At 58.5% G+C, this 21305-nt stretch carries 15 protein-coding genes and 3 pseudogenes; 8 read left to right on the top strand and 10 right to left on the bottom strand.

Annotated features, from left to right (window positions below; genetic code table 11):
* Positions 1 to 15: 15 nt before the first annotated feature.
* Together RBH71_RS23050 and RBH71_RS23045 are read left to right on the top strand one after the other, a co-directional pair.
* Positions 16 to 1053 (top strand): NAD-dependent epimerase/dehydratase family protein, encoded by a 1038-nt coding sequence (locus RBH71_RS23050; RefSeq protein ID WP_035251837.1) that lies wholly within the window; start codon positions 16 to 18, stop codon positions 1051 to 1053.
* A complete protein-coding gene (locus RBH71_RS23045) occupies positions 1053 to 1442 on the top strand; it encodes a DUF6220 domain-containing protein (RefSeq protein ID WP_035251836.1) in 390 nt (129 codons plus the stop codon). Before RBH71_RS23050 ends, RBH71_RS23045 begins: the two co-directional genes overlap by 1 nt.
* A 56-nt stretch (positions 1443 to 1498) precedes the next feature.
* Here RBH71_RS23045 and RBH71_RS23040 read toward each other — a convergent pair.
* The 4 genes and pseudogenes from RBH71_RS23040 to trxB form a co-directional block, all read right to left on the bottom strand.
* Positions 1499 to 2599: pseudogene (locus tag RBH71_RS23040) on the bottom strand (alkene reductase); the annotation flags it as partial.
* Between the two features lie 140 nt (positions 2600 to 2739).
* Positions 2740 to 3030 carry an ArsR/SmtB family transcription factor gene (locus RBH71_RS23035; RefSeq protein WP_003513408.1) on the bottom strand — a complete coding sequence of 97 codons (291 nt, stop codon included), beginning with the start codon at positions 3028 to 3030 and terminating at the stop codon, positions 2740 to 2742.
* 598 nt (positions 3031 to 3628) lie between these two features.
* Complete coding sequence (locus RBH71_RS23030) at positions 3629 to 4525, bottom strand: LysR family transcriptional regulator VtlR (protein ID WP_003513405.1); 897 nt, start codon at positions 4523 to 4525, stop codon at positions 3629 to 3631.
* 24 nt (positions 4526 to 4549) lie between these two features.
* A complete protein-coding gene (trxB, locus tag RBH71_RS23025; RefSeq protein ID WP_003513403.1) occupies positions 4550 to 5524 on the bottom strand; it encodes a thioredoxin-disulfide reductase in 975 nt (324 codons plus the stop codon).
* 254 nt (positions 5525 to 5778) lie between these two features.
* On the opposite strand from trxB, the gene RBH71_RS23020 reads away from it, so the two are divergent.
* Positions 5779 to 6246, top strand: a complete 468-nt coding sequence (locus tag RBH71_RS23020) for an Lrp/AsnC family transcriptional regulator (protein ID WP_003513401.1) — start codon at positions 5779 to 5781, stop codon at positions 6244 to 6246.
* A gap of 31 nt (positions 6247 to 6277) precedes the next feature.
* Here RBH71_RS23020 and RBH71_RS23015 read toward each other — a convergent pair whose 3' ends face one another.
* Both RBH71_RS23015 and greA read right to left on the bottom strand, forming a co-directional pair.
* On the bottom strand, positions 6278 to 7333 hold the full coding sequence (locus tag RBH71_RS23015; RefSeq protein ID WP_003513398.1) for a glycosyltransferase family 4 protein: 1056 nt from the start codon (positions 7331 to 7333) through the stop codon (positions 6278 to 6280).
* Between the two features lie 91 nt (positions 7334 to 7424).
* On the bottom strand, positions 7425 to 7901 hold the full coding sequence (gene greA / locus RBH71_RS23010; RefSeq protein WP_003513396.1) for a transcription elongation factor GreA: 477 nt from the start codon (positions 7899 to 7901) through the stop codon (positions 7425 to 7427).
* A 221-nt stretch (positions 7902 to 8122) separates the two neighbouring features.
* Here greA and RBH71_RS23005 point away from each other — a divergent pair, with 221 nt between their 5' ends.
* From RBH71_RS23005 to RBH71_RS22995, 3 genes are all read left to right on the top strand, one after another.
* The gene (locus RBH71_RS23005; RefSeq protein WP_003513395.1) at positions 8123 to 9355 is read left to right on the top strand and encodes a putative DNA modification/repair radical SAM protein; all 1233 of its coding nucleotides are present in this window, start codon (positions 8123 to 8125) and stop codon (positions 9353 to 9355) included.
* Entirely contained in the window at positions 9355 to 10800 is a 1446-nt protein-coding gene (locus tag RBH71_RS23000; RefSeq protein ID WP_003513394.1) for a UdgX family uracil-DNA binding protein, read from the top strand. The genes RBH71_RS23005 and RBH71_RS23000 overlap by 1 nt, the downstream gene beginning before the upstream one ends.
* A 152-nt stretch (positions 10801 to 10952) precedes the next feature.
* Complete coding sequence (locus RBH71_RS22995) at positions 10953 to 12092, top strand: GGDEF domain-containing protein (RefSeq protein ID WP_323687523.1); 1140 nt, start codon at positions 10953 to 10955, stop codon at positions 12090 to 12092.
* Between the two features lie 83 nt (positions 12093 to 12175).
* Here RBH71_RS22995 and carB read toward each other — a convergent pair whose 3' ends face one another.
* Both carB and RBH71_RS22985 read right to left on the bottom strand, forming a co-directional pair.
* The gene (gene carB, locus RBH71_RS22990) at positions 12176 to 15664 is read right to left on the bottom strand and encodes a carbamoyl-phosphate synthase large subunit (protein WP_003513392.1); all 3489 of its coding nucleotides are present in this window, start codon (positions 15662 to 15664) and stop codon (positions 12176 to 12178) included.
* Between the two features lie 156 nt (positions 15665 to 15820).
* A complete protein-coding gene (locus RBH71_RS22985) occupies positions 15821 to 16687 on the bottom strand; it encodes a LytTR family DNA-binding domain-containing protein (protein ID WP_003513391.1) in 867 nt (288 codons plus the stop codon).
* Positions 16688 to 16735: 48 nt separating this feature from the next.
* On the opposite strand from RBH71_RS22985, the gene RBH71_RS22980 reads away from it, so the two are divergent.
* Complete coding sequence (locus RBH71_RS22980) at positions 16736 to 17224, top strand: DUF2306 domain-containing protein (RefSeq protein ID WP_003513390.1); 489 nt, start codon at positions 16736 to 16738, stop codon at positions 17222 to 17224.
* 95 nt (positions 17225 to 17319) lie between these two features.
* The gene (locus RBH71_RS22975; RefSeq protein WP_003513383.1) at positions 17320 to 18249 is read left to right on the top strand and encodes a neutral zinc metallopeptidase; all 930 of its coding nucleotides are present in this window, start codon (positions 17320 to 17322) and stop codon (positions 18247 to 18249) included.
* Positions 18250 to 18290: 41 nt separating this feature from the next.
* Here the strand turns inward: RBH71_RS22975 and RBH71_RS22970 are convergent.
* Both RBH71_RS22970 and RBH71_RS22965 read right to left on the bottom strand, forming a co-directional pair.
* Positions 18291 to 18771, bottom strand: a pseudogene (locus tag RBH71_RS22970) (DUF2938 domain-containing protein).
* A gap of 200 nt (positions 18772 to 18971) precedes the next feature.
* Positions 18972 to 21063, bottom strand: a pseudogene (locus RBH71_RS22965) (methyl-accepting chemotaxis protein).
* Positions 21064 to 21305 lie beyond the last annotated feature (242 nt).

Raw genomic sequence — 21305 nt, 5'->3', positions numbered from 1 at the left:
GAAGGAGTAATGGCAATGATATATGAAATCCACGCAAATACAGCAGAGAATAACCGGCCTCTGGCGCTGATTGTTGGGGCGAATGGTGGCGTCGGCAGCCATGTCTCGAAGATGTTGTTGCAGCGCGGCTGGCGGGTGCGGGCGATGACTCGCCGATCGGCACCAGTTGATGCCGTCGATGGCATCGAGCGCGTGACCGGCGATGCCATGAACCGGGAGGATGTGGTGAAGGCGGCAAAAGGCGCCGGGCTCATCGTCCATGCGGTCAATCCTCCGGGGTATCGCAACTGGGACAGCCAAGTGCTGCCGATGCTCGACAATACCATTGCCGCTGCCGAGGCCTGCGGGGCAAGGATCGTGTTTCCAGGCAGCATCTATAATTTTGGCCCGGATGCCTTTCCGCTTCTGACGGAGGACAGTCCGCAAAAGCCTTTCACCCGCAAGGGCGGCTTGCGCGTTGAAATGGAGCGGCGTTTGAAAATGGCGTCGATGCGCGGCGTGCCGGTCCTGATCGTCCGCACCGGTGATTTCTTTGGTCCTGACGCGAAGAACAACTGGTTTTCGCAGATGCTGGTGCGACCGGGTAAGCCGGTTCGCAGTGTTCAGAATCCAGCAGTACCGAATGCCGGGCATCAATGGGCCTATCTGCCGGATGTTGCGGAGATAATCGGGCGGCTGCTCGATCGCTCGGACGAGCTTCAAACGTTTGCCGTCTACCACATGGAGGGTGTCTGGGATTTCGACGGGCTGCAACTGGTTGGGGCAATCGAGCGAGCCGTCGGTCATCCGGTCAAGATGCGGCGGCTTTCGTGGTTAGCCGTCGGGCTGGCTGCACCGTTCGTTCCACTGTTCCGCGAAGTCATGGAAATGAAATATCTGTGGCAGATGCCGATCCTGATGAGCAACCGCAAGCTTGTCGAATTCCTCGGCGCGGAACCGCGAACGCCGATCGATGCGGCAGTATCGGAAACACTGGCGAGCCTTGGGTGTCTCGCCGAGGTGCAGCAACCGGCGGGCCTTCATCATGCGACCGATGCCGGGGGTAGGGTGTGATGGTTACAGTGGCTAATGGATTTTCCCGGCGGCGCCGTATGTTCGCCGTGATTTCGGCAGGCGTGCCGGTGTTGATTTTCGCGCAGGTGCTGCTGGCCGGGCTGTCGATCTATCATGACGGATCGCTGCTTGTGGTTCACAAAGGGCTTGGCATGCTGATCGCCGTTCCCATTGTATCTCTAGTCGTGCTCGCCCTTCGTCATGATGACCTCCGGCCAAACCTTGGGCGCGCGCTCGTGCTGCTCGCTCTCTACTGCCTTCAGGTGGCGTTGATGAGCATCGGTCGGGAAACGGGCAGTGGCTTTCTGCAGGCGCTGCATGTGGCCAACGCCTTCGTGATGGGCGCATTTTCAGACTTTGCTGCGCGGCAGGCGCGAGGCCTGTCCTGAAACGGCAAAACGCCGCACCGCTGTGGAGCGGTGCGGCGTTTCAAGTTTAGCACTGATCAGCCAAGAGCCGGGTAGTCGGTATAGCCTTCAGCCCCGCCACCATAGAAGGTCGGCTGGTTCGGCTCGTTCAGCGGCGCGTTGTCCTTGAGACGGCGCACCAGATCCGGGTTGGCGATGAAGGCCTTGCCGAAGGCCACGGCATCAACCTTGCCGCTTTCCACCGCCTCGATGGCGCTCTCACGGTCGTAGCCATTGTTGGCGATCCACAGGCCCTTGCCGCCCGCATTGCGATAAGCGGCCTTGAAGGCTGCGTAATCGAAGGGCTTGTCGCCCTGCTTGAAGTCGCGCGGACCACCTGTCGCACCTTCAACAACATGGATGAAGGCGAGATTGCGTTTGCCGAGTTCTTCCGCAACGTAATTATAGAGTGGCTGCGGGTCGGCCTCGAAAATGTCGTTGGCGGGTGTGACGGGTGACAGGCGAATGCCGGTGCGGCCTGCGCCAATCTCTTCCGCAACCGCATCGACGACTTCGAGAAGGAAGCGGGCGCGGTTTTCGATCGAGCCGCCATATTCGTCGGTGCGCTGGTTGGTGCTGGATTTCAGGAACTGCTCGATCAGATAACCGTTGGCGGCATGGATTTCGACACCGTCGAACCCGGCCTCAAGTGCGGCGCGCGCGCCGGTCCGGTAATCTTCAAGGATAAGACCGATATCGTCGATGGTCAGTGCGCGTGGCTCGGAGGTTTCCGCAAACGCGCCGGTGCCGTCATCATTGATGATATAGGTCTTGGACTTGGCGATAATCGCGGAAGGGGCGACCGGCTGTCCGCCATGCGGCTGGAGCGAGGTGTGGGAAATGCGTCCCACGTGCCAAATCTGCGCGACGATCTTGCCGCCGGCGACATGCACGCCATCCGTGATCTTTTTCCAGCCCTCAACCGCTTCCTTCTTGTAGAGGCCCGGAACATCCGCGTAACCCTGACCTTGCTGGGAAATCGGCGTGCCTTCGGTCACGATCAGCCCGGCTGTTGCGCGCTGCTCGTAATAGGTGGCGTTGAGATTGTTGGGAATTGCTCCCGGCGAGCGGTTGCGGGTGAGGGGAGCCATGACGATACGGTTGGCGAGTGCGATATCGCCGGCCTGTGCCGGTTCGAAAAAGACTTGTCATGCGACTTCACTTTCTGGTCGGTTGGCGAAACTGCGCGGCTGGCGCGCTTTCCTAATGTATGGGCATCGGAGAGAAAACCGCCTTGCAGTTTCCGGTCCGACGCCCCGGTCTTATAAGCTTGGGAGGCTCAAAGATTGGCTTGCAGATAATTGCGGAAGGCGTCGATGGTTTCCTCGTTGCGTTCGAAAAACACCCATTGCCCGACTTTCTTTGACCTTATCAGGCCAGCTGCCTGCAAAACCGCCAGATGTGAGGAGACCGTCGATTGCGACAGGCCGCTGATCTGGAACTGATTGGCGCATACGCCCATGCTGAGCGGATGGTCCTGACAGAAGTGACTTTCAGGGCTCTTCAGCCACTCGAGGAACTTCAGCCTTGCGGGGTGTGAAAGGGCTTTGAGGATTTCCTCCGGGTTCATCTGCGTTTCTCTAATATCTGACATGTCCGATATTTATATCGATAGTTTCCGATATACAATTCACGTCTCTGTGAGGTTGTCGCCCGGGCCGAGAACAGCGCGCAAAAAAATGGCCGCCGGATTTCTCCGCGGCCAATGAGTTTGAAGGTTAAAACCTCCAGAGGGGAACAGCTGTCGCGTGCATAGGCAGGCGTGACAGCTGATTGAAATATGGGAGTGGCAAGAATGCAAAACAAGGTTGCATCATGCGATATTTCGCCAAATTGGAGAAAATTCTTGCGGGTAAAAAAAGAGGGCCGCCGGATAAATCCAGGGCCCTTTAAGTGTGAAGGTCAAAAACCTCCAGAGGGGAACAGCTGATGCGGTGGAACTGGGAGGAAAAGCCACCGTGTGCATCAACTGAGAGCGATATGGTGCTTTTTTGTGCACGAAACAACTCTTTTTTGTGCAGGTCAGGCATGCGTGCGATGCAGGTCTGGATATTTCCGGTATAATTTATGTGCAAAGCTGAAGCGCGGCGCGTCTGGCGCGCCGCCATCTTGGGAAGGCCAACTCCATGAATTAGTATGATATTTTGTGGCGCTGGCCTATTTAAACGTCAGAAGTTCCAGTTCCGTGCCTTGGCAACGACGAAGTCGCGGAAGGCTTTCAGTTTTGCAGCGTTTTTCATCTCGTCCGGGTAACAGAAGTAGGTGTCGAACGAGGGAATATCGGCGGCAAGCGACAACTGAATCAATCCCGGATCGCGCCCGACGATGTAATCCGGCAAACAGGCGATACCTATTCCCAGCAGGCAGGCGCGCTTGATCGAGGTCTGGCTGTTGATCTGAAGATGCGGAATGCGGGTGTTGTCCGACGAGCGTCCCGCATTTTCCAGCCAGTTGACATCAAGCAGATAGTTGGGTGCCGGTTCGCCGAAGGAGATGATGCGGTGGTTGTCCAGATCCTCGATCGACTGCGGCTCGCCGTGGCGGTTGATGTAGGACGGCGCCGCATAGACGTGCATGTGCACCGTGAACAGCTTGCGCTGGATAAGGTCGGACTGTTGCGGCTGACGCAGGCGGATGGCGCAATCGGCGTGGCGCATGTTCACATCCAGCTCCTCATTGTCGAGGATGAGCTGGATCGACATTTCCGGATAGAGCTGCAGGAATTCCTGCACCTTGTCCGTCAGCCAGCCCTGGCCGAGACCAACAGTCGTCGTCACGCGCAGCTTGCCGCTCGGCTTCTCCGTCGTTTCGGTCAGTTGCATCTTGACGGTTTCGAGCTTCAGCAACACGTCGTGGGCGGTGCGATACAGCAGTTCGCCCTGCTCGGTGAGGATAAGACCTCTGGCGTGGCGGTGAAACAGCTTCACGCCAACATCCTGTTCCAGCGCGCTGACCTGGCGGCTGATGGCCGACTGGGACAAATGCAGCTTGTCGGCAGCGTGGGTAAAAGACCCCGCTTCGGCTGCGGCATGAAAAATGCGCAGTTTATCCCAGTCCAATGGCATTGCCATGCCTATCCTGCCTTTCGGTTATTCGGCTGCTACCGCAAGCGGCTGCTGCGCGGTGAGGTACCGTTCTGCTTCAAGGGCGGCCATACAGCCCATACCGGCGGCGGTGATGGCCTGACGGTATATGTCGTCGGTAACGTCGCCGGCGGCGAAAATACCTTCCACGTCGGTAGCGGTGGAATCGGGCGCGGTCCACATGTAGCCATTGTCCTTGAGCTTCACCTTGCCCTTGAACAGTTCGACGGCCGGCGCGTGGCCGATGGCGACGAAGACGCCGTCGATGGGCGTATCGCTGATCACACCGGTCTTGGTGTCACGCAGTCGCACACCCGAAACAGAGGGTGGCATTGGCGGCTTGGCGGGAGCGCCGGTGATTTCGGCGATTTCCGTGTTCCACAGAATCTTGACGTTTTCCTTGGCGAAGAGCCGTTCCTGAAGGATTTTCTCCGAGCGGAAACTGTCGCGGCGGTGTACGACGGTTACGGACTTGGCGATATGGGCGAGATAGAGCGCTTCCTCCACGGCAGAGTTGCCGCCGCCGACCACGATCACATCCTTGTTGCGATAGAAGAAACCGTCGCAGGTGGCGCAGGCGGAAACGCCGAAGCCCTGAAAGTGCTGCTCACTCTCGATACCGAGCCACTTGGCCTTCGCGCCTGTTGCGATGATCAGCGTGTCGGCGGTCCAGACCTGACCGGAATCGGTCTTGACCACGAAGGGGCGCGTGTTCGTTTCGACTTCGGTCACGAGGTCGCTGACGATTTCCGCACCCACATGCGTCGCCTGCTTCAGCATCTGGTCCATCAGCCAGGGGCCCTGGATCGGATCGGCAAAGCCCGGATAGTTTTCGACATCGGTGGTGATCATCAGCTGGCCACCCTGTTCCATGCCGGCAATCAGCACGGGTTTCAGCATTGCGCGGGCCGCGTAGATCGCCGCGGTATAACCGGCGGGACCGGAGCCAATGATCAATACCTTGGTATGGCGGGCAGACATGGAAACAATCCTTTTTAAAGTAGCGGGGCCTTTCGGCAGCAGAACATTCCAGCCGCAGCACGGTGGACAGGCCGCAACCCCTTCGTTGCCCGGTATTTAAGGTTGTCTAGTGCCTTTATTCAAGGGCAGCCTTGCGTTACCAACAAGGCAGTTGTGGATGCGCGCGCAATTTTGTGACCGGCCGGCGGCATATTGTTGCGAATCCTGCGCCTGGTAGTACAAGGAAGTTCTCCGGCTTAACGAGGAACCTCTCCGTGACCAGCGTCGAACTCGATGCCATCGATCTGAAAATCCTGCGCGAATTGCAGCGCGACGGGCGCATGACCAACGTGGAGCTGGCCGAAAGGGTCGGTATTTCCGCGCCGCCGTGCCTCAGGCGCGTCCGCAAGCTGGAAGAAGCCGACGTGATCGAGGGTTATCACGCCATGTTGAACGCGCCGAAGCTCGGTTTCGATCTCGTTGCCTTCTGCATGGTCGGCCTCAAGCGCCAGTCGGACAGCAATCTGAAAGCCTTTGCAGCGGCGACGGCCGGATGGTCGCTGGTGCGCCAGGCCTGGATGGTATCCGGCGAAAGCGATTTCCTTCTGCATTGCATCGCCAGAAACCTGACCGAGTTTCAGGATTTCGTCATCGAGGTTCTGACAGCGGACGAAAACGTCGACACCGTGCGCACCATGCTCACCATCCGTCAGGTCAAGCGCGTCGGTCTGGTGGAAATCTGATCGGCGGACCTTTGAGTGATTGCGCCGGCGCTTACCCGCGCCGCAACGCGTCGTAGATATTGCCGAGGCTCGTCGCCTCTTTTTCCAGCGGAAATGCAGTGCGCACATGCGAAAGTCCGGCACGGGCATGGTCCCTGGCGAGAGCAGGATCGGCAAGATAGGTTTTAATGGCATCCCGCAGGGACGCGTAGTCGCCGGCCTCAACAACCATGCCGGTCTCGCCCTTGACGATCATTTCCTCATAGGCGCCGGCATTGCTGGCAACGACAGCCGTCTCGGACGCCATGGCTTCCAGTGGTGTCAGGCCAAAGCCCTCGTTGCGTGACGGTGCGACATAGAGGGTTAGCCGCCGATACCAGGGCTTGATGTCGTCCACCTCGCCCTGAAACGCGATGCGGTCCGCAAGACCGGCTGCTGCGACATCGGCCACGAGCTTGTCGGCGAAGGCCTTGTGCTCTGCGGTCACGCGGCCGGAGATGACGGCCGTCCATTCGGGATAGTCGGGCAGAAGTTCGATCATGGCGCGCACGAAAAGGTCTGTTCCCTTCTGGTGGCGCACCCGTCCGAAACATCCGATGAGAAATTGCCCCGGCAGGCCGGTCGAAGCGATCGTATCCTCCGGGCCGGTTGCGGGATGAAACAGCTCGGTATCGACGCCATGCATGACGACGCTGTGTGGTACTTCCAGAAACGAGCCTGAGCGGCTGCTTGTCGCGACGACCGCATCCATTTTTGAAATCAGAAAGCGGGTATAGGCGGAATGTCGCCTTTGCGCCGCCGAGGTGAACATCAGCTTCAGCTTCATGCGCAGCACGTCACGCATGAGAATGCCCGGCAACATTTCGAGATTGCGGCGGGCGTGCCAGATGCGCGGACCGCTGAGCGGGCCGTTTTGCCAGAGCCGCCACAGATCACGGAAGCGCACATGTGGCAGATGCTGCGGCAGGCCGGGGCCGATGACGGCCACTTTCTGACCCAGCCGGTTTTGTACCGGAATAAGCTGCACGATGGTGGAGGTAACGCCGGAGAGCCTGCGCTTGAAGTTCGGCGCAAGCACCTGCACATCTTTCAGACTGGCGTGGGACAAGATGGGCTTCCGTCTTTGCGGCTAAGGCAGGATGTTCAGTTCAGGATATCAATGCAATGCGCCCGAGGGGCGCATTGCATGAAAGGGCAGATCAGCCCCACTGTACGGCGAGAATCTCGTAACCCTTGGCGCCGCCCGGTGCGTTGACTTCGATGCTGTCACCGACTTCCTTGCCGATGAGGGCGCGGGCGATGGGCGAGGAAATGGAAATGCGTCCCGCCTTCACATCGGCTTCCTGGTCGCCAACGATCTGATAGATTCTTTCCTCGTCGCTATCCTCGTCGATCAGCTTGACGGTGGCGCCGAACTTGATCTTGGAACCGGACATCTTGGAAAGGTCGATGACTTCCGCGCGTGCGGTCAAGTCTTCGAGTTCAGTGATGCGGCCTTCGTTATGGCTCTGGGCTTCCTTGGCAGCGTGGTATTCGGCATTTTCCGAAAGGTCGCCATGGGCGCGCGCCTCCGCAATTGCCTCGATGATACGGGGGCGCTCCTCCTGCTGGCGAAAGCGCAGCTCCTCCTGCAGCTTGATGAATCCACCGTGCGTCATCGGTACTTTTTCTACCATTTTTTTATCCTTCGCAGTCCTGTCGCTTTACTTGCAGACACAAAAAGAAACAGGTTCCGGAGGGGAACTCCGGAACCATGCCAAAATCATAACTAAGCCGACTATATCAGAAGACGACAACGAAATGCCAGCAAATTTGAGACGGGCATTTTCTTGCATTCGTTCAGGGCTTTAACAGATGAGATTGACATTTTTCAATAGAACATATAGTGAACATAACCATGAAGAAGTCAATCAGGCAACGGCTTGCCATTCTTTCCGATGCGGCCAAATACGATGCGTCCTGTGCCTCCAGCGGCACGACGAAACGCAGCTCTGCTGCATCCGGCGGACTTGGCTCCACGGAGGGGTCGGGCATATGCCATGCCTATGCGCCGGACGGGCGCTGCATTTCGCTCCTGAAGATTTTGCTCACCAATTTCTGTATCTATGATTGCGCCTATTGCATCAATCGTTCTTCGAGCAATGTCGAGCGGGCGCGGTTTACTGCCGAGGAGGTGGTGTGGCTGACGCTGGAGTTCTATCGGCGCAACTATATCGAGGGGCTGTTTCTCTCTTCCGGCATTATCCGCTCTTCCGATCATACGATGGAAGAGATGGTGCGGGTGGCGCGGGAACTGCGCGTCACGCATGGTTTTCGCGGCTACATCCATCTGAAATCCATTCCCGAAGCATCGCCAAAGCTTATTGAGGAAGCGGGGCTTTACGCCGACCGGCTGTCGATCAACATCGAATTGCCGACTGATAGCGGCGTCAGCCGTTTTGCGCCGGAAAAGCAGCCCGCCAATATTCGCCGCTCGATGGCTGATATCCGCCTGAAGATCGAGGAGGCGGGGGAGCCGACTGTCAGGACGCGAAAGACCAAACGTTTTGCGCCTGCCGGACAGAGCACGCAGATGATCGTTGGGGCGGATGGGGCTGATGACAGCACCATTCTGTCCACCAGCGCCCGGCTTTATGGCAGCTATGGTTTGCGGCGCGTCTATTATTCGGCTTTCAGCCCCATTCCGGATTCGTCGAAGAACCTGCCGCTCATCAAGCCGCCTTTGATGCGGGAACACAGGCTTTATCAGGCCGACTGGCTTTATCGTTTTTATGGGTTCGACATTGGTGAAATAACCGCGATCGGCGGTAACGGAATGCTCGATCTCGATATAGATCCGAAGCTTGCCTGGGCGCTGAAAAATCGTGACCGTTTTCCAGTGGACGTGAACGTGGCGGATCGCGAAATATTGCTGCGCGTGCCCGGCTTCGGTACCAAGACGGTCGCCTCGATCCTGTCTTCACGCCGGATTCGACGGTTGCGGCTGGAGGATATTGCCCGCTTCGGCGTTTCCCTGAAAAAGGTGAAGGCCTTCATCGTTGCCGAGGGCTGGACGCCGGGCAAGCTGACTGAACGGCCGGATTTGCGAGCGATGTTTGCTCCGCAGCCCGAACAATTATCGCTGCTGTGATGTACGGCCCGGTTCTGGAAGGGCGGGGCGATTTCGGCGAGTGGCGTGATGCGGCGCGCGCGGCTCTCGCCGCCAATGTGCCGCCGGAGGCGATTGACTGGCGGTTGCGGGATGAGAAAGTCGGGCTTCTCGATTTTGCCGGAGAGCCTTTGCCGGCGGCCCGTGCGGATGACGTGCAGGTGTCCGTTCCAGCCTCCTTCGTGACGTTGGCGCAAGCGATTATCTGTCATAGCGATCCGGGTCGTTTCGCACTGCTTTACCGGTTGCTGTGGCGGCTGAAGCGGGATCGCGCCCTGCTGCAGTTCAAGTCCGATGCGGATGTTTCCGAAGCCCGGCAGCTTGAAAAATCGGTCCGCCGCGATTGTCACAAGATGACGGCCTTTGTTCGCTTCAAGGAATTATCCTTGCCGCAGGGGCAGGGCGGGCGGCGGCGCTTCGTCGCATGGTTCGAGCCGGATCACTTCATCGTCGAGCGCACGGCCCCGTTTTTCCAGCGGCGGTTCACGGATATGGACTGGCTGATCGCGACACCGAACGGCTCCGCGCGGTGGGACGGAAACGTGCTGGAGACATCGCGGCAGGCCGCGTCCAAGCCTGAGCTGACGGATGAAACCGACGAGCTGTGGCGAACCTATTATGCCAACATATTCAATCCGGCGCGTCTGAAGATAAAAGCGATGACGGCAGAGATGCCAAAGAAATACTGGAAAAATTTGCCGGAAGCCGAGCTTATTCCAGGTCTCGTTCTCGGTGCCGAGGCGCGGGTGCTGGAGATGGCGGCGAAGGCTGCTAGCCAGCCGCAACCATTCCATCACCGCCTGCAGGCCGCGGCCTCGGCGCGTGAAGAGCCGCCAGCGGCGCCAGACGGTACGCTCGCTTCATTGGCGCGGGAGGCTGGCCAATGCACGCGCTGCGCCCTGCATTGCAAGGCAACGCAGACAGTGTTCGGCATGGGACCTGAAGATGCGAAAGTGATGATCGTCGGGGAACAGCCGGGAGATCATGAGGATCTTGCCGGAAAACCTTTCGTCGGTCCCGCTGGTCAGCTGTTCGACCGGACGTTGGTTGAAGCCGGTATTGACCGCAAAAAGCTTTATGTCACCAACGCCGTCAAACACTTCAAATACGAGGCCCGCGGCAAGCGGCGCATTCACCAACGACCGGATGCGGGCGAGGTGCAGCAGTGCCGCTGGTGGCTTAACAAGGAAATCGAGCTGGTACGGCCGAAGCTTATCGTTGCCATGGGTGCAACTGCGCTTTATGCGCTGACAGGCGGAAAGGAAAAGGTCTCCGAGGTTCGGGGTCGCCCGATACCGATGCAGGAGGAGCGGACGCTTTTTGTCACGGTGCACCCTTCCTATCTTCTTCGCCTTCCCGACTCGCAGCAGAAGAAGGAGGAAATGCAGAATTTCAGGAATGAAATTGATTTTATAAGATTATTCTAATATACTGTTTTGTGTGTTGCTATGCTATATTGGATGATCATCGATGTCTTCATCGATATGATTAAATTTTTGTTTATTGGTTATTTTTATTGAAATTTTATACTTGATGCCATAATTCAGATATTTATATTTATTCATTGCGTGGATGTATGATGCTCGGCGAACTAGATCTTGCAACAGTGATACTGATGCAAAAGTGTTCTTACATTGTTGGAATGCTGAGTTTTATATATCTGAAGCTCACAAATCGTGGTTTGCACGGCCCGACAGCTCTTGCAGCAGGCTTCGCAGCCATGGCTGCCGGCTCCACGCTCGCTGGGTACGGCGAATGGGGAATAATGTCTCCGGCCTTGTGGCAATTCGGCAGCATCGTATTCGGTATCGTGGGTTATGCGCTGATCTGGCTTGGCCTGAAAATCGTGAGCGATGGACGTGCTGCCAGCAGGGGGACAGTATCAGCTGTCTGTTTGATTGCCTTGCTGGCAATTGTCCTTGCACAGCAGGTGGCTGACAATAACGCTTATCGTGCGGCCCTGTTCAACGGCTGTGCGGCTGTGGCCTATCTTGCGGGAGCGGGCGGGCTTTTTGCGCGGTGGCGCAAGGAGCCACTCCTGTCCCGCTTCGCGCTGGGCGCGATTGCGGGTATTTCCGGCCTGATTTCGTTGTCGGTGGCAAAGAGCGTGCTTTTGCCCCAATACGCCGCCATCGATCTGGTCAATGCGTTTTTCTTGATCATCATGTTGAACTTCGCCATTGCGCTGTTCGTGATGATGCTGGTAGCCGAGCGGTCAGAGCGGAAATTGCTGGTTCTCGCCAACACCGATCCTTTGACGGGCGTCAAGAACCGTCGTTTTTTCTTCCAGGCCATGCCGGCGGTGCCGGGTCCCCACGATGCGGCGATGCTGCTCGATATCGACCACTTCAAATCAATCAACGACCGCTTCGGCCACGCCGTCGGCCACAGCGTTCTTCAGGAAGTCGCGAAGCGTATCGGCGGCAGCATACGCGGTGGTGACGTGCTGGCGCGTTACGGTGGCGAGGAGTTCATCATCTTCCTGCCGGGTGCCGGTGTTCAAAAGGCTTGCATGATCGGAGAACGCATTCGCGATGCGATTGCGATAACCGAAGTCGATTGCGGCGGTTTGCGTGTCGGCGTGACGATCAGCATCGGCGTCGCAACCAGCGGCGATATGCGCTGCGATCTTCAGACCCTGGCGGAAATGGCGGACCGCGCCCTTTACCGCGCCAAGACGGATGGGCGCAATTGCGTGCGCGAAGCCCTGGCGGCGTGAGGCTTTTGAGCTTTTTGTGAGACAATGCAAAACGCCGCAGGCATGACCCGCGGCGTTTCCATGATCTTTGTTGTCGGCTGATTTTACAGGAAGTAGCTCTGCAAGGGCTTCACTTCCAGGTTGCCGGCCTTAAGCGCCTTGATGGCAAGGGCTGCTGCTTCCGCACCGGCCATCGTCGTGTAGTAGGGCACCTTCTGCATCAGCGTTGCGCGGCGCAGCGACTTCGAGTCGGAAATCGCCTTGTTGCTGTCGGTGGTGTTGATGACCAGCTGGACCTGACGGTTGCGGATGGCGTCTTCGATATGCGGACGACCTTCCTGCACCTTGTTGATCTTCTCGGCGTTGATGCCCTGTTCAGCAAGGAAACGCTGGGTGCCGCCGGTTGCCAGTACCCTGAAGCCACTCTCGACCAGAATACGAATTGCGGGCAATACGCGGTCCTTGTCGTCGTCGCGCACCGAGACGAAGACGGTGCCGGAGCGCGGCAGGTCGACGCCGGCGCCGAGCTGGCTCTTGGCGAAGGCGAGTGCGAAATCGGTGTCGAGGCCGATGACTTCGCCGGTCGAGCGCATTTCCGGTCCGAGCAGAATGTCGACGCCGGGGAAGCGGGCGAAGGGGAAAACGGCTTCCTTGACGGCGATGTGCTTCAGGTTGCGCGGGTCGGGTTTCTTGCCGTAAGCGGCAATCGCCGCATCAAGCTTTTCGCCGGCCATGACGCGGGCAGCGATCTTGGCGATCGGCGCACCGATGGTTTTTGCAACGAAGGGCACCGTGCGGGAGGCGCGCGGGTTGACTTCGAGAACGTAGATCGTGCCGTCCTTGATCGCGTACTGAACGTTCATCAGGCCACCGACGTTGAGCGCCTTTGCAAGCGCCGTCGTCTGGCGTTCCAGCTCGTCGAGGGTTTCCTTGCTCAGCGAACGGGACGGCAGCGAGCAGGCCGAGTCGCCCGAGTGGATACCGGCTTCTTCGATGTGCTCCATGATGCCCGACACGAAGACGTTTTCGCCGTCGCACAGTGCATCGACGTCGACTTCGACGGCGTTGGTCAGGTAGCTATCGAACAGAAGCGGGTTCTTGCCGAGCAGGGTGTTGATCTGGCCGGTCTTGTCGTTCGGGTAACGCTGCTTGATGTCCTCTGGCACGAGGCCCGGAACCGTGTCGAGCAGATAGGTCTGGAGCTGGCCTTCCGAATGGATGATCTGCATGGCGCGGCCACCCAGAACATAGGACGGACGCACGACCAGCGGGAAGCCGATTTCCGAAGCGACGAGGCGCGCCTGTTCAACCGAATAGGCGATGCCGTTGTTCGGCTGGGCGAGGTCGAGCTTCATCAGCAGCTTCTGGAAGCGGTCGCGGTCTTCGGCAAGGTCGATCATGTCAGGCGCGGTGCCGAGGATCGGAATACCGTTCTTTTCCAGCGCTTCGGCCAGCTTCAGCGGCGTCTGGCCGCCGAACTGCACGATGACGCCGACCAGTTCGCCCTTTTCCTGTTCGGCGCGCATGATCTCGATCACGTCTTCGGCCGTCAGCGGTTCGAAATAGAGGCGGTCGGAGGTGTCGTAGTCGGTCGAAACCGTTTCCGGGTTGCAGTTGATCATGATCGCTTCGAAGCCTGCATCCTTCAGCGCGAAGGCAGCATGGCAGCAGCAATAGTCGAACTCGATGCCCTGGCCGATACGGTTCGGACCGCCGCCGAGGATGACGACCTTCTTGCGGTCGGAAACCTGCGCTTCAGAGCGGGCGGCGCCGACGAAGGGGATTTCATAGGTCGAATACATGTAGGCGGTGGGCGAGGCGAATTCTGCCGCGCAGGTATCGATGCGCTTGAAGACCGGGCGAACATTGAGGCTGTTGCGCAGTTCGGCCACTTCCTTTGGGCGCTTGCCCGTCAGAATTGCCAGGCGGGCGTCGGAAAAGCCCATGGCTTTGAGCATGCGCAGGTTCTCTGCGTCCTGCGGCAGGCCTTGCTCACGGACACGGGCTTCCATGTCCACAATTGCCTTGAACTGGGCGATGAACCAAGGGTCGATCTTCGAGTTTTCGTGGACTTCTTCTTCCGTCATTCCCATGCGCAGCGCCTGGGCGACCATGCGCAGGCGATCCGGCGTCGGCGTGCCGATGGCGGCGCGGATGGCGTTCTTGGAGCCTTCGCCCTCTTCGAAGCCGGGGATTTCGATTTCATCGAGACCGGTGAGGCCGGTTTCCATGCCGCGCAGCGCCTTTTGCAGCGATTCTGCGAAGGTGCGGCCGATGGCCATGACTTCACCGACGGACTTCATGGCCGTGGTGAGGATCGGCGAGGCGCCCGGGAACTTCTCGAAGGCGAAACGCGGGATCTTGGTGACGACGTAGTCGATCGACGGTTCGAACGAGGCAGGCGTCGCGCCGCCGGTGATATCGTTTTCCAGCTCGTCGAGCGTATAGCCGATGGCGAGCTTGGCGGCGATCTTGGCGATCGGGAAGCCGGTCGCCTTGGAGGCGAGAGCAGACGAGCGCGAAACGCGCGGGTTCATTTCGATGACGACGAGGCGGCCGTCTTTCGGGTTGACGGCGAACTGCACGTTCGAGCCGCCGGTTTCCACGCCGATCTCACGCAGCACCGCAATCGAGGCGTTGCGCATGATCTGGTATTCCTTGTCGGTCAGCGTCAGTGCTGGCGCAACCGTGATCGAGTCGCCCGTGTGGACGCCCATCGGATCGATGTTTTCGATGGAGCAGATGATGATGCAATTGTCCGCGGTGTCGCGGACCACTTCCATTTCATATTCCTTCCAGCCGAGAACAGATTCTTCGACCAGCACCTCGGTGGTCGGCGAAGCGTCGAGGCCGCCCGAGACGATGTCGAAGAATTCGGAGCGGTTATAGGCAATGCCGCCGCCGGTGCCGCCGAGCGTGAAGGACGGGCGGATGATGGCGGGCAGGCCGACATGGTCGATCGCCTGGGCGGCGATTGCAATCGCATGCGCCATGTAACGCTGCTTGCGGTCGGTCTCGCCAAGGTTCCACTGGTTTTCCAGATCGTCCAGCGCCTTGTCCAGTTCCGCACCGGAAAGCTTCGCCTTGAGTTCGGCGCGGGCAGCTTCGTGCTTCTTGCGGTCGGCGTCCTTGATTTCAGTGGCGTTGGCCAGCATGGACTTCGGCGTTTCGAGGCCGATGCGAGCCATGGCCTCGCGGAAGAGGGCGCGGTCTTCGGCCATGTCGATGGCTTCGGGCTTGGCGCCGATCATTTCCACATTGTAGCGGTCGAGAACGCCCATGCGCTTCAGGGACAGCGCGGTGTTGAGCGCGGTCTGGCCGCCCATGGTGGGCAGCAGCGCGTCCGGGCGTTCCTTCGCGATGATCTTGGCAACGACTTCCGGGGTGATCGGCTCGACATAGGTTGCGTCGGCAAGGCCCGGATCGGTCATGATGGTGGCCGGGTTGGAGTTCACCAGAATGACCCGGTAACCCTCTTCCTTCAGCGCCTTGCAGGCCTGGGTGCCGGAATAGTCGAATTCACATGCTTGGCCGATGACGATCGGTCCTGCGCCAATGATGAGGATGGACTTGATATCTTGGCGCTTCGGCATGGCTCTCTCGTTCCGCGTTTTGGTTGCGCAAAACACCAGCCAGGGTGAAAGATCACCGGCCGGGGCGCGCAATTCAAAGTTTTCAGGCTAGAAGCGGCTTATAGGCAAATGTTTTTGAGAACGGAACCCCATAAATTCCGGAATCGACAGAAACTCTTAACCCGCCGGTGTATGCGCGGCGAAACGGGCCTGCACGGCCGCGCTATGGGAGCGGCTGACGGGTATTTCCGAGCCGTCTCTTGTAATGACGTGCAGACGGCCAGCCTGTTTACGCAACGAGACGACGTCGGAAATGGCAATCCAGTGGGAACGGTGCACCTGCAAGCCTTCCGTGAGGCCTATTTCTTTCAGCGCATCGGCAAAACGCAGCAGAACGAGCTGATGGCCGCGCGTGGTGACGATTTCGGTATAGTGGTCCTGCACCGACAGCCGCAGCAATTCTCCGCGCTTTTGCGGCGGCAGCCGCTCCAGCAGCGGCGCGATGCTTTTCACCTCACCTTTGGCATCTCCATTCGGGTCCGCAACGGCATCCGTTGCCGTTGCGCGTGACTGGCAGGCCGTGAGGTAGCTCAGCAGGCAAAAGATGGCGCAGAGCGGCAGGGCCGACAGGCTGCTTTTCAGAAAGGCAGCGAAACCCATTTCCCTGCCGGAAAAGATTTGGTTCATGATGGAAAGCAGCAGCCCGATGGGCAGGGCTGCCGTCAGCGAGCCGATCATCATGCGTGTCAGCATATTTTCAATGCTGCCGGCAAGGATGGTGTTGGCGAGGATGGAAAAGGATATTGCGAACGTCCATGCGCCAGCCTGAACGATTGTCCAGTAAAGCAGCCGGTCGGCGAAACTCATGGTCTCACTTGTCCCGAAAGGGCCGGTCAGAATGAAGATCGCCAATATGGCAAGGAAGGTCAGCCACAGTCTGCGCGATTGCAGGATGGCGTGCATTTCACGAAGCGTGGACTGCAAAGAGAGGTGATCCACGAAGTTTTCCTGCGGTTGACGCCAATGCGTTTTTCTTTCGCGCATGTTTTGCCGAAGTTAGCGATAATTTCAACCGGGTCAAAACGCTTCACCATGTCACTCCAGCCTTTGCTAGACGCACCGCTTGCCGTGCAATTCCATGTCGCCACCGTTGTTCCGGCCGCGATTCTCGGTGCCTTCATTTTCCTTCGCCCCAAAGGAACCGCCATCCACCGGCTCCTCGGCAGGATCTGGGTGACGCTGATGGTCATGACGTCCGTTTCGACCTTCTTCATTCATGAATTGAGGGTGTTTTACGGTTTCAGCCCGATCCATCTTTTATCGGTTCTCACCATATATGGCTGTCTGCAATCGGTCCTTTTTGCGCGCAGGGGCGAAATCAGGCGCCATATGAGGATCATGCAGAGTGTTTATCTCGGCGGTATCGTCATCGCAGGCGGTTTCACCTTCGTTCCGGGGCGGATCATTCACGAGGTTGCTTTCGGTGACGGTCAGCCGGGTCTTGTGGTGCTTTTCGCGGGCGTGTTCGTGTTTGCCCTGCTGTCTCTGACCGTCTTCACGCAAAGGCGGCGAGCCTCCTGAACGAATGCACCCACCTCCGCTTTCTTCCGGAACAAGATGTATTATAGTGCCGTTATAAGGTTGCCTGTTGAGGCGACGTTTGCGGAGAGAAAAGCATGGAATGGAGAGGGCGCCGCCAGTCGGACAATATCGAGGATCGGCGCGGCATGTCGGCGGGATCGGGGCCATCCGGCAACGATCCTTTTTCGCGTGGCGGAATGCGCGTGCCGATCGGGCGCCGCGGCGGCGGCATCGGCATTGGCGGTCTTCTGCTGATCCTGCTGATAAGCTGGGTGCTTGGCATCAATCCGCTGACGCTGCTTTCGGGCGGAGACATTTCACTGGATGGGGGCGGTACCACGCAGCAATCCGGCCAGCAGGCGGGCACTCGGCCGCAGGGCCAATCGTCCGACGAGACGACGGCTTTCGTGCGCACCGTGCTGGCTGAGACGGAAGATACGTGGAGCGGCATTTTCCAGTCCGCCGGCGAGACCTATCAGAAACCGACCCTTGTGCTGTTTTCCGGGCAGGTTGCGTCTGCCTGCGGTTCTGCCTCTGCGGCCAGCGGCCCGTTTTATTGCCCTGGTGACCGCAAGGTCTATCTTGACACCAGTTTCTTCAGTGAACTTGACAAGCGTTTCGGCGCGTCTGGCGATTTCGCGCAGGCTTATGTGATTGCGCATGAGGTGGGCCACCACGTCCAGAACCTGACCGGTGTCCTGCCGGAGTTCAACCGCCGCCGCCAGTCCATGAGCCAGGTGGATGCCAACAAGATGTCGGTGCGTGTGGAGCTTCAGGCCGATTGTTATGCCGGCATCTGGGGCAAGTTCACCGAACAGAAGGGAATTCTAGAAACCGGTGACCTTGAGGAAGCGCTCAACGCTGCCCACCAGATCGGCGACGACACCCTGCAGAAGCAGACTCAAGGATATGTTGTGCCTGACAGTTTCAACCACGGTACGTCGGCGCAGCGCATGGAATGGTTCAAGCGCGGCTTCCAGAACGGACGCGTCGAGGACTGCGACACCTTTTCGGCGAATATCTGATAATCAAATGAACGAGGGGGCTTTTCAGCCCCCTTTTTTATTCAGCGCATCAACAGCGCCACGGCATACATGCCAAGCGCGAAGATCGTATGTGCAACGAGGTTGAGAAAGCGAACCTTGTTCGGGTTCGGCGTCTTCGATGCCGCCCAGCCGATGCCGAGGCCAGGTTGCAGCAGGAACCAGCCCGCGCCGACCGTGACGATGCCCACGATCCAAGGCTGAATGAAGGACGGCTCTGAAAACCACGAGGCCGGCACTATCAGGGCGAGAATGATGCCGTAGAGAATGCCGACGGCATAATGCGAGACCCAGCCGAGCGCCAATTCATGCTCGTAAGGTGCGGCCGTCGCTATAGTATCGTGGAATATCCGGCCCTTCGGCAGATGCCAGAACCAGCGGCCGACCGGCGCCCCAGTTCGGGGCGGATTGGCCGAAAAACCGGTGCAGCACAATCGCCCATATATCCATAAACACGGTGCCACCCACCCCCATGGCAATACCGCGCCAAATCAAATCCAGCATAGATCCCTCCGCAAATCATGATCGACCAAGCTCTAGCTGATCGTGTGAGTGGCGGGAACAGGGTTTTTCGCGTGCTGAGAGCGGACAAGAAAAATGGCCGGATCGCTCCGGCCATAATGAAGACTGAAACGTCTCCTCCGTCATGCCGGACTGGATCCGGGGTAACGGTGCGATTGTCTCACCAGTGAGCTATTTTAGGTCTACGCAGCACGCCCATATTCAGCCTGCCGCCGCGTTGCCGTGGCGAGCTGGAACTGCGCAAGCAATTCGTTGAGTGCCGCCGCTTCCGAGGCTAGGCCGTGGCTTGCCGCAGTCTGTTCTTCGACCATGGCGGCATTCTGCTGGGTGCCCTGATCGATGGTGTTGATGGCGGTGTTGATTTCCTGAAGTCCGGTGGACTGCTCGCGCGACGACGTTACGATGGCGTCGATGTGGCGGTTGATCTCCTGGACTTCGCGGACGATGGTTTCCAGCGCCTTGCCGGCATTGCCGACGAGATCGACACCGGATTGCACCTGCGATGTTGAGGCGTTGATCAGCGTCTTGATCTCCTTCGCGGCATTTGCAGAGCGCTGGGCAAGCTCGCGCACTTCCTGTGCGACAACGGCAAAACCCTTGCCTGCCTCACCGGCGCGGGCGGCTTCCACGCCGGCATTCAGCGCAAGCAGGTTCGTCTGGAAGGCGATTTCGTCGATCACACCAATGATGTTGCTGATCTCCGACGACGATTTTTCGATGCCTTCCATGGCGCGAACAGCGTCCTCGACGATGATGCCGGACTGCTCGGCATTGTTGCGCGTGCGGTCTACCAGACGGCCTACCTCTTCGGCACGGCGGGCGGAATCCTTGACCGTCGTGGTTATTTCCTCAAGCGCGGCCGCAGTCTCCTCGACAGAGGCGGCCTGCTGCTCGGTGCGCTTGGCCAGATCGTCGGCAGACTGGCGGATTTCTCCAGCACCGGCATCGATTGCGCGTGCATTCTGGCCGACTGTGCTCAAGGCAACGTTCAGCTTGGCCACGGAGTTGTTGAAGTCGTCGCGCAAGCGGTCGATGCGGGTCACGAAAGGCGTCTCGATCCGGTAGTTGAGGTCGCCGTTCGAAAGGTGCGTCAGTCCCTTTGCCAGCGAATCGACTGCGAACTGGATGTCGGCCGCGTCTTTCGCCGCCAGTCTTTCGCGGTCGTTGCGCTCCTGTTCGGAAAGCGTGCGGTTCTGTTCGGCGTCGCCTTCAAGACGCAGACGTTCCGTGGCGTTCGATTTGAATACGGCAACCGCCGCAGCCATCGAGCCGATCTGGTCACTGCGCTCCTGGCCGGGAATGGCGACATCGAGATTGCCGGCGGCAAGCCTTTCCATGGCAGCAGTCATCTGCGTGACGGGGCGAACAATGAAACGGCTGAGAACGGTTGCCAGCAGGGCGATCATGATCGCGGCGGCAAGGATTGTCGCGATGGTTGCCGCGAGGCGAAATTGGCCGATCGCGCTGTAGGCGACGTCGGAATCGACAACGAAACCGAGATACCAATCGACCGAGGGCAGACCGGCGACGGGAATGAAGCTGGTGATCTTGCCCTTGCCGTGGATCTCGGTTTGCGAAATCGCGGAAGAAATTGCCGGTGTATCAACCTTGAAGAGATCGGTCAGCGGTTTGTCGACGAATTTCGCATCGGGATGCATGAGGATCTTGCCGTCCTTGCTGACGAGGAAGGCGTATCCATCCTTGCCGGCATCCACCGACTTGATCATCGTTACCAGCAGAATCCAGCGAGAAGTCGCTACCCGTCACGCCGGCCAGCTTGCCGTCGATGGACACGGGAATGGCGGCAGTGATGATAAGGCCGCCAGTCGACGCATCGCTATAGGGCTCGGTCAGTACTGGCTTGCCGGCCTTGACGGCGTCCAGATACCAGGGGCGCTTGCGCGGGTCGTAGCCTTCCGGCAATGGCAATTTCGGGAAAGTCGTGAAACTGCCGCTTTCGGCATCGCCGAAATAGGTGGACATGAACTGAGCCGTCAGCACGTCGTTCTGGAGGAACTGCAGTTTGGCGTCGTCATCTGGGAGCTTGGCGAGCGTCTTCGCAACCGTTTCGGTCAGCATGATGCGGCCGTTCAGCCAGTTGGCGATGCTTTGCGCTGCCTGCTTGCCGGACGAATCGATATTTTCCGCCACGGCTTGCGTTGTCACCTGGTGTTGAAGACTGTCGATATAGAAGGAAAAGCCGGCAAAAGCGGCGACGACAAGCGATGACGCCGCAAACAGAATGCGCGTCATGAGATTGGTTTTTTTGGGCAAGCTACACGTCCTTGGAACCAGATGTGCCCATTCGGCTCATCTTGGAAAATAATGGGAAAGACATGCCTCAATGGCGGGAATATTCTGCGTCATGCAGCTTATGGTTTGAAAGAACTTCGCGATATTCTAATGCGTAAAGTGAAATGGTAAAATTCGGCTAAATTTGTTTTATGTCACGCCGTTTCGGCCCAAGTGGACGTAAAATTGCCGTTCTGCGTAAATTTTGATCATTGATCCGCAAA

This window comes from Rhizobium sp. AN68, from assembly GCF_030758035.1.
Lineage (GTDB): Bacteria > Pseudomonadota > Alphaproteobacteria > Rhizobiales > Rhizobiaceae > Agrobacterium > Agrobacterium tumefaciens.
The sequence above is the reverse complement of the archived record's forward strand: the minus strand, read 5'-3'. Positions and strand labels throughout refer to the sequence as shown.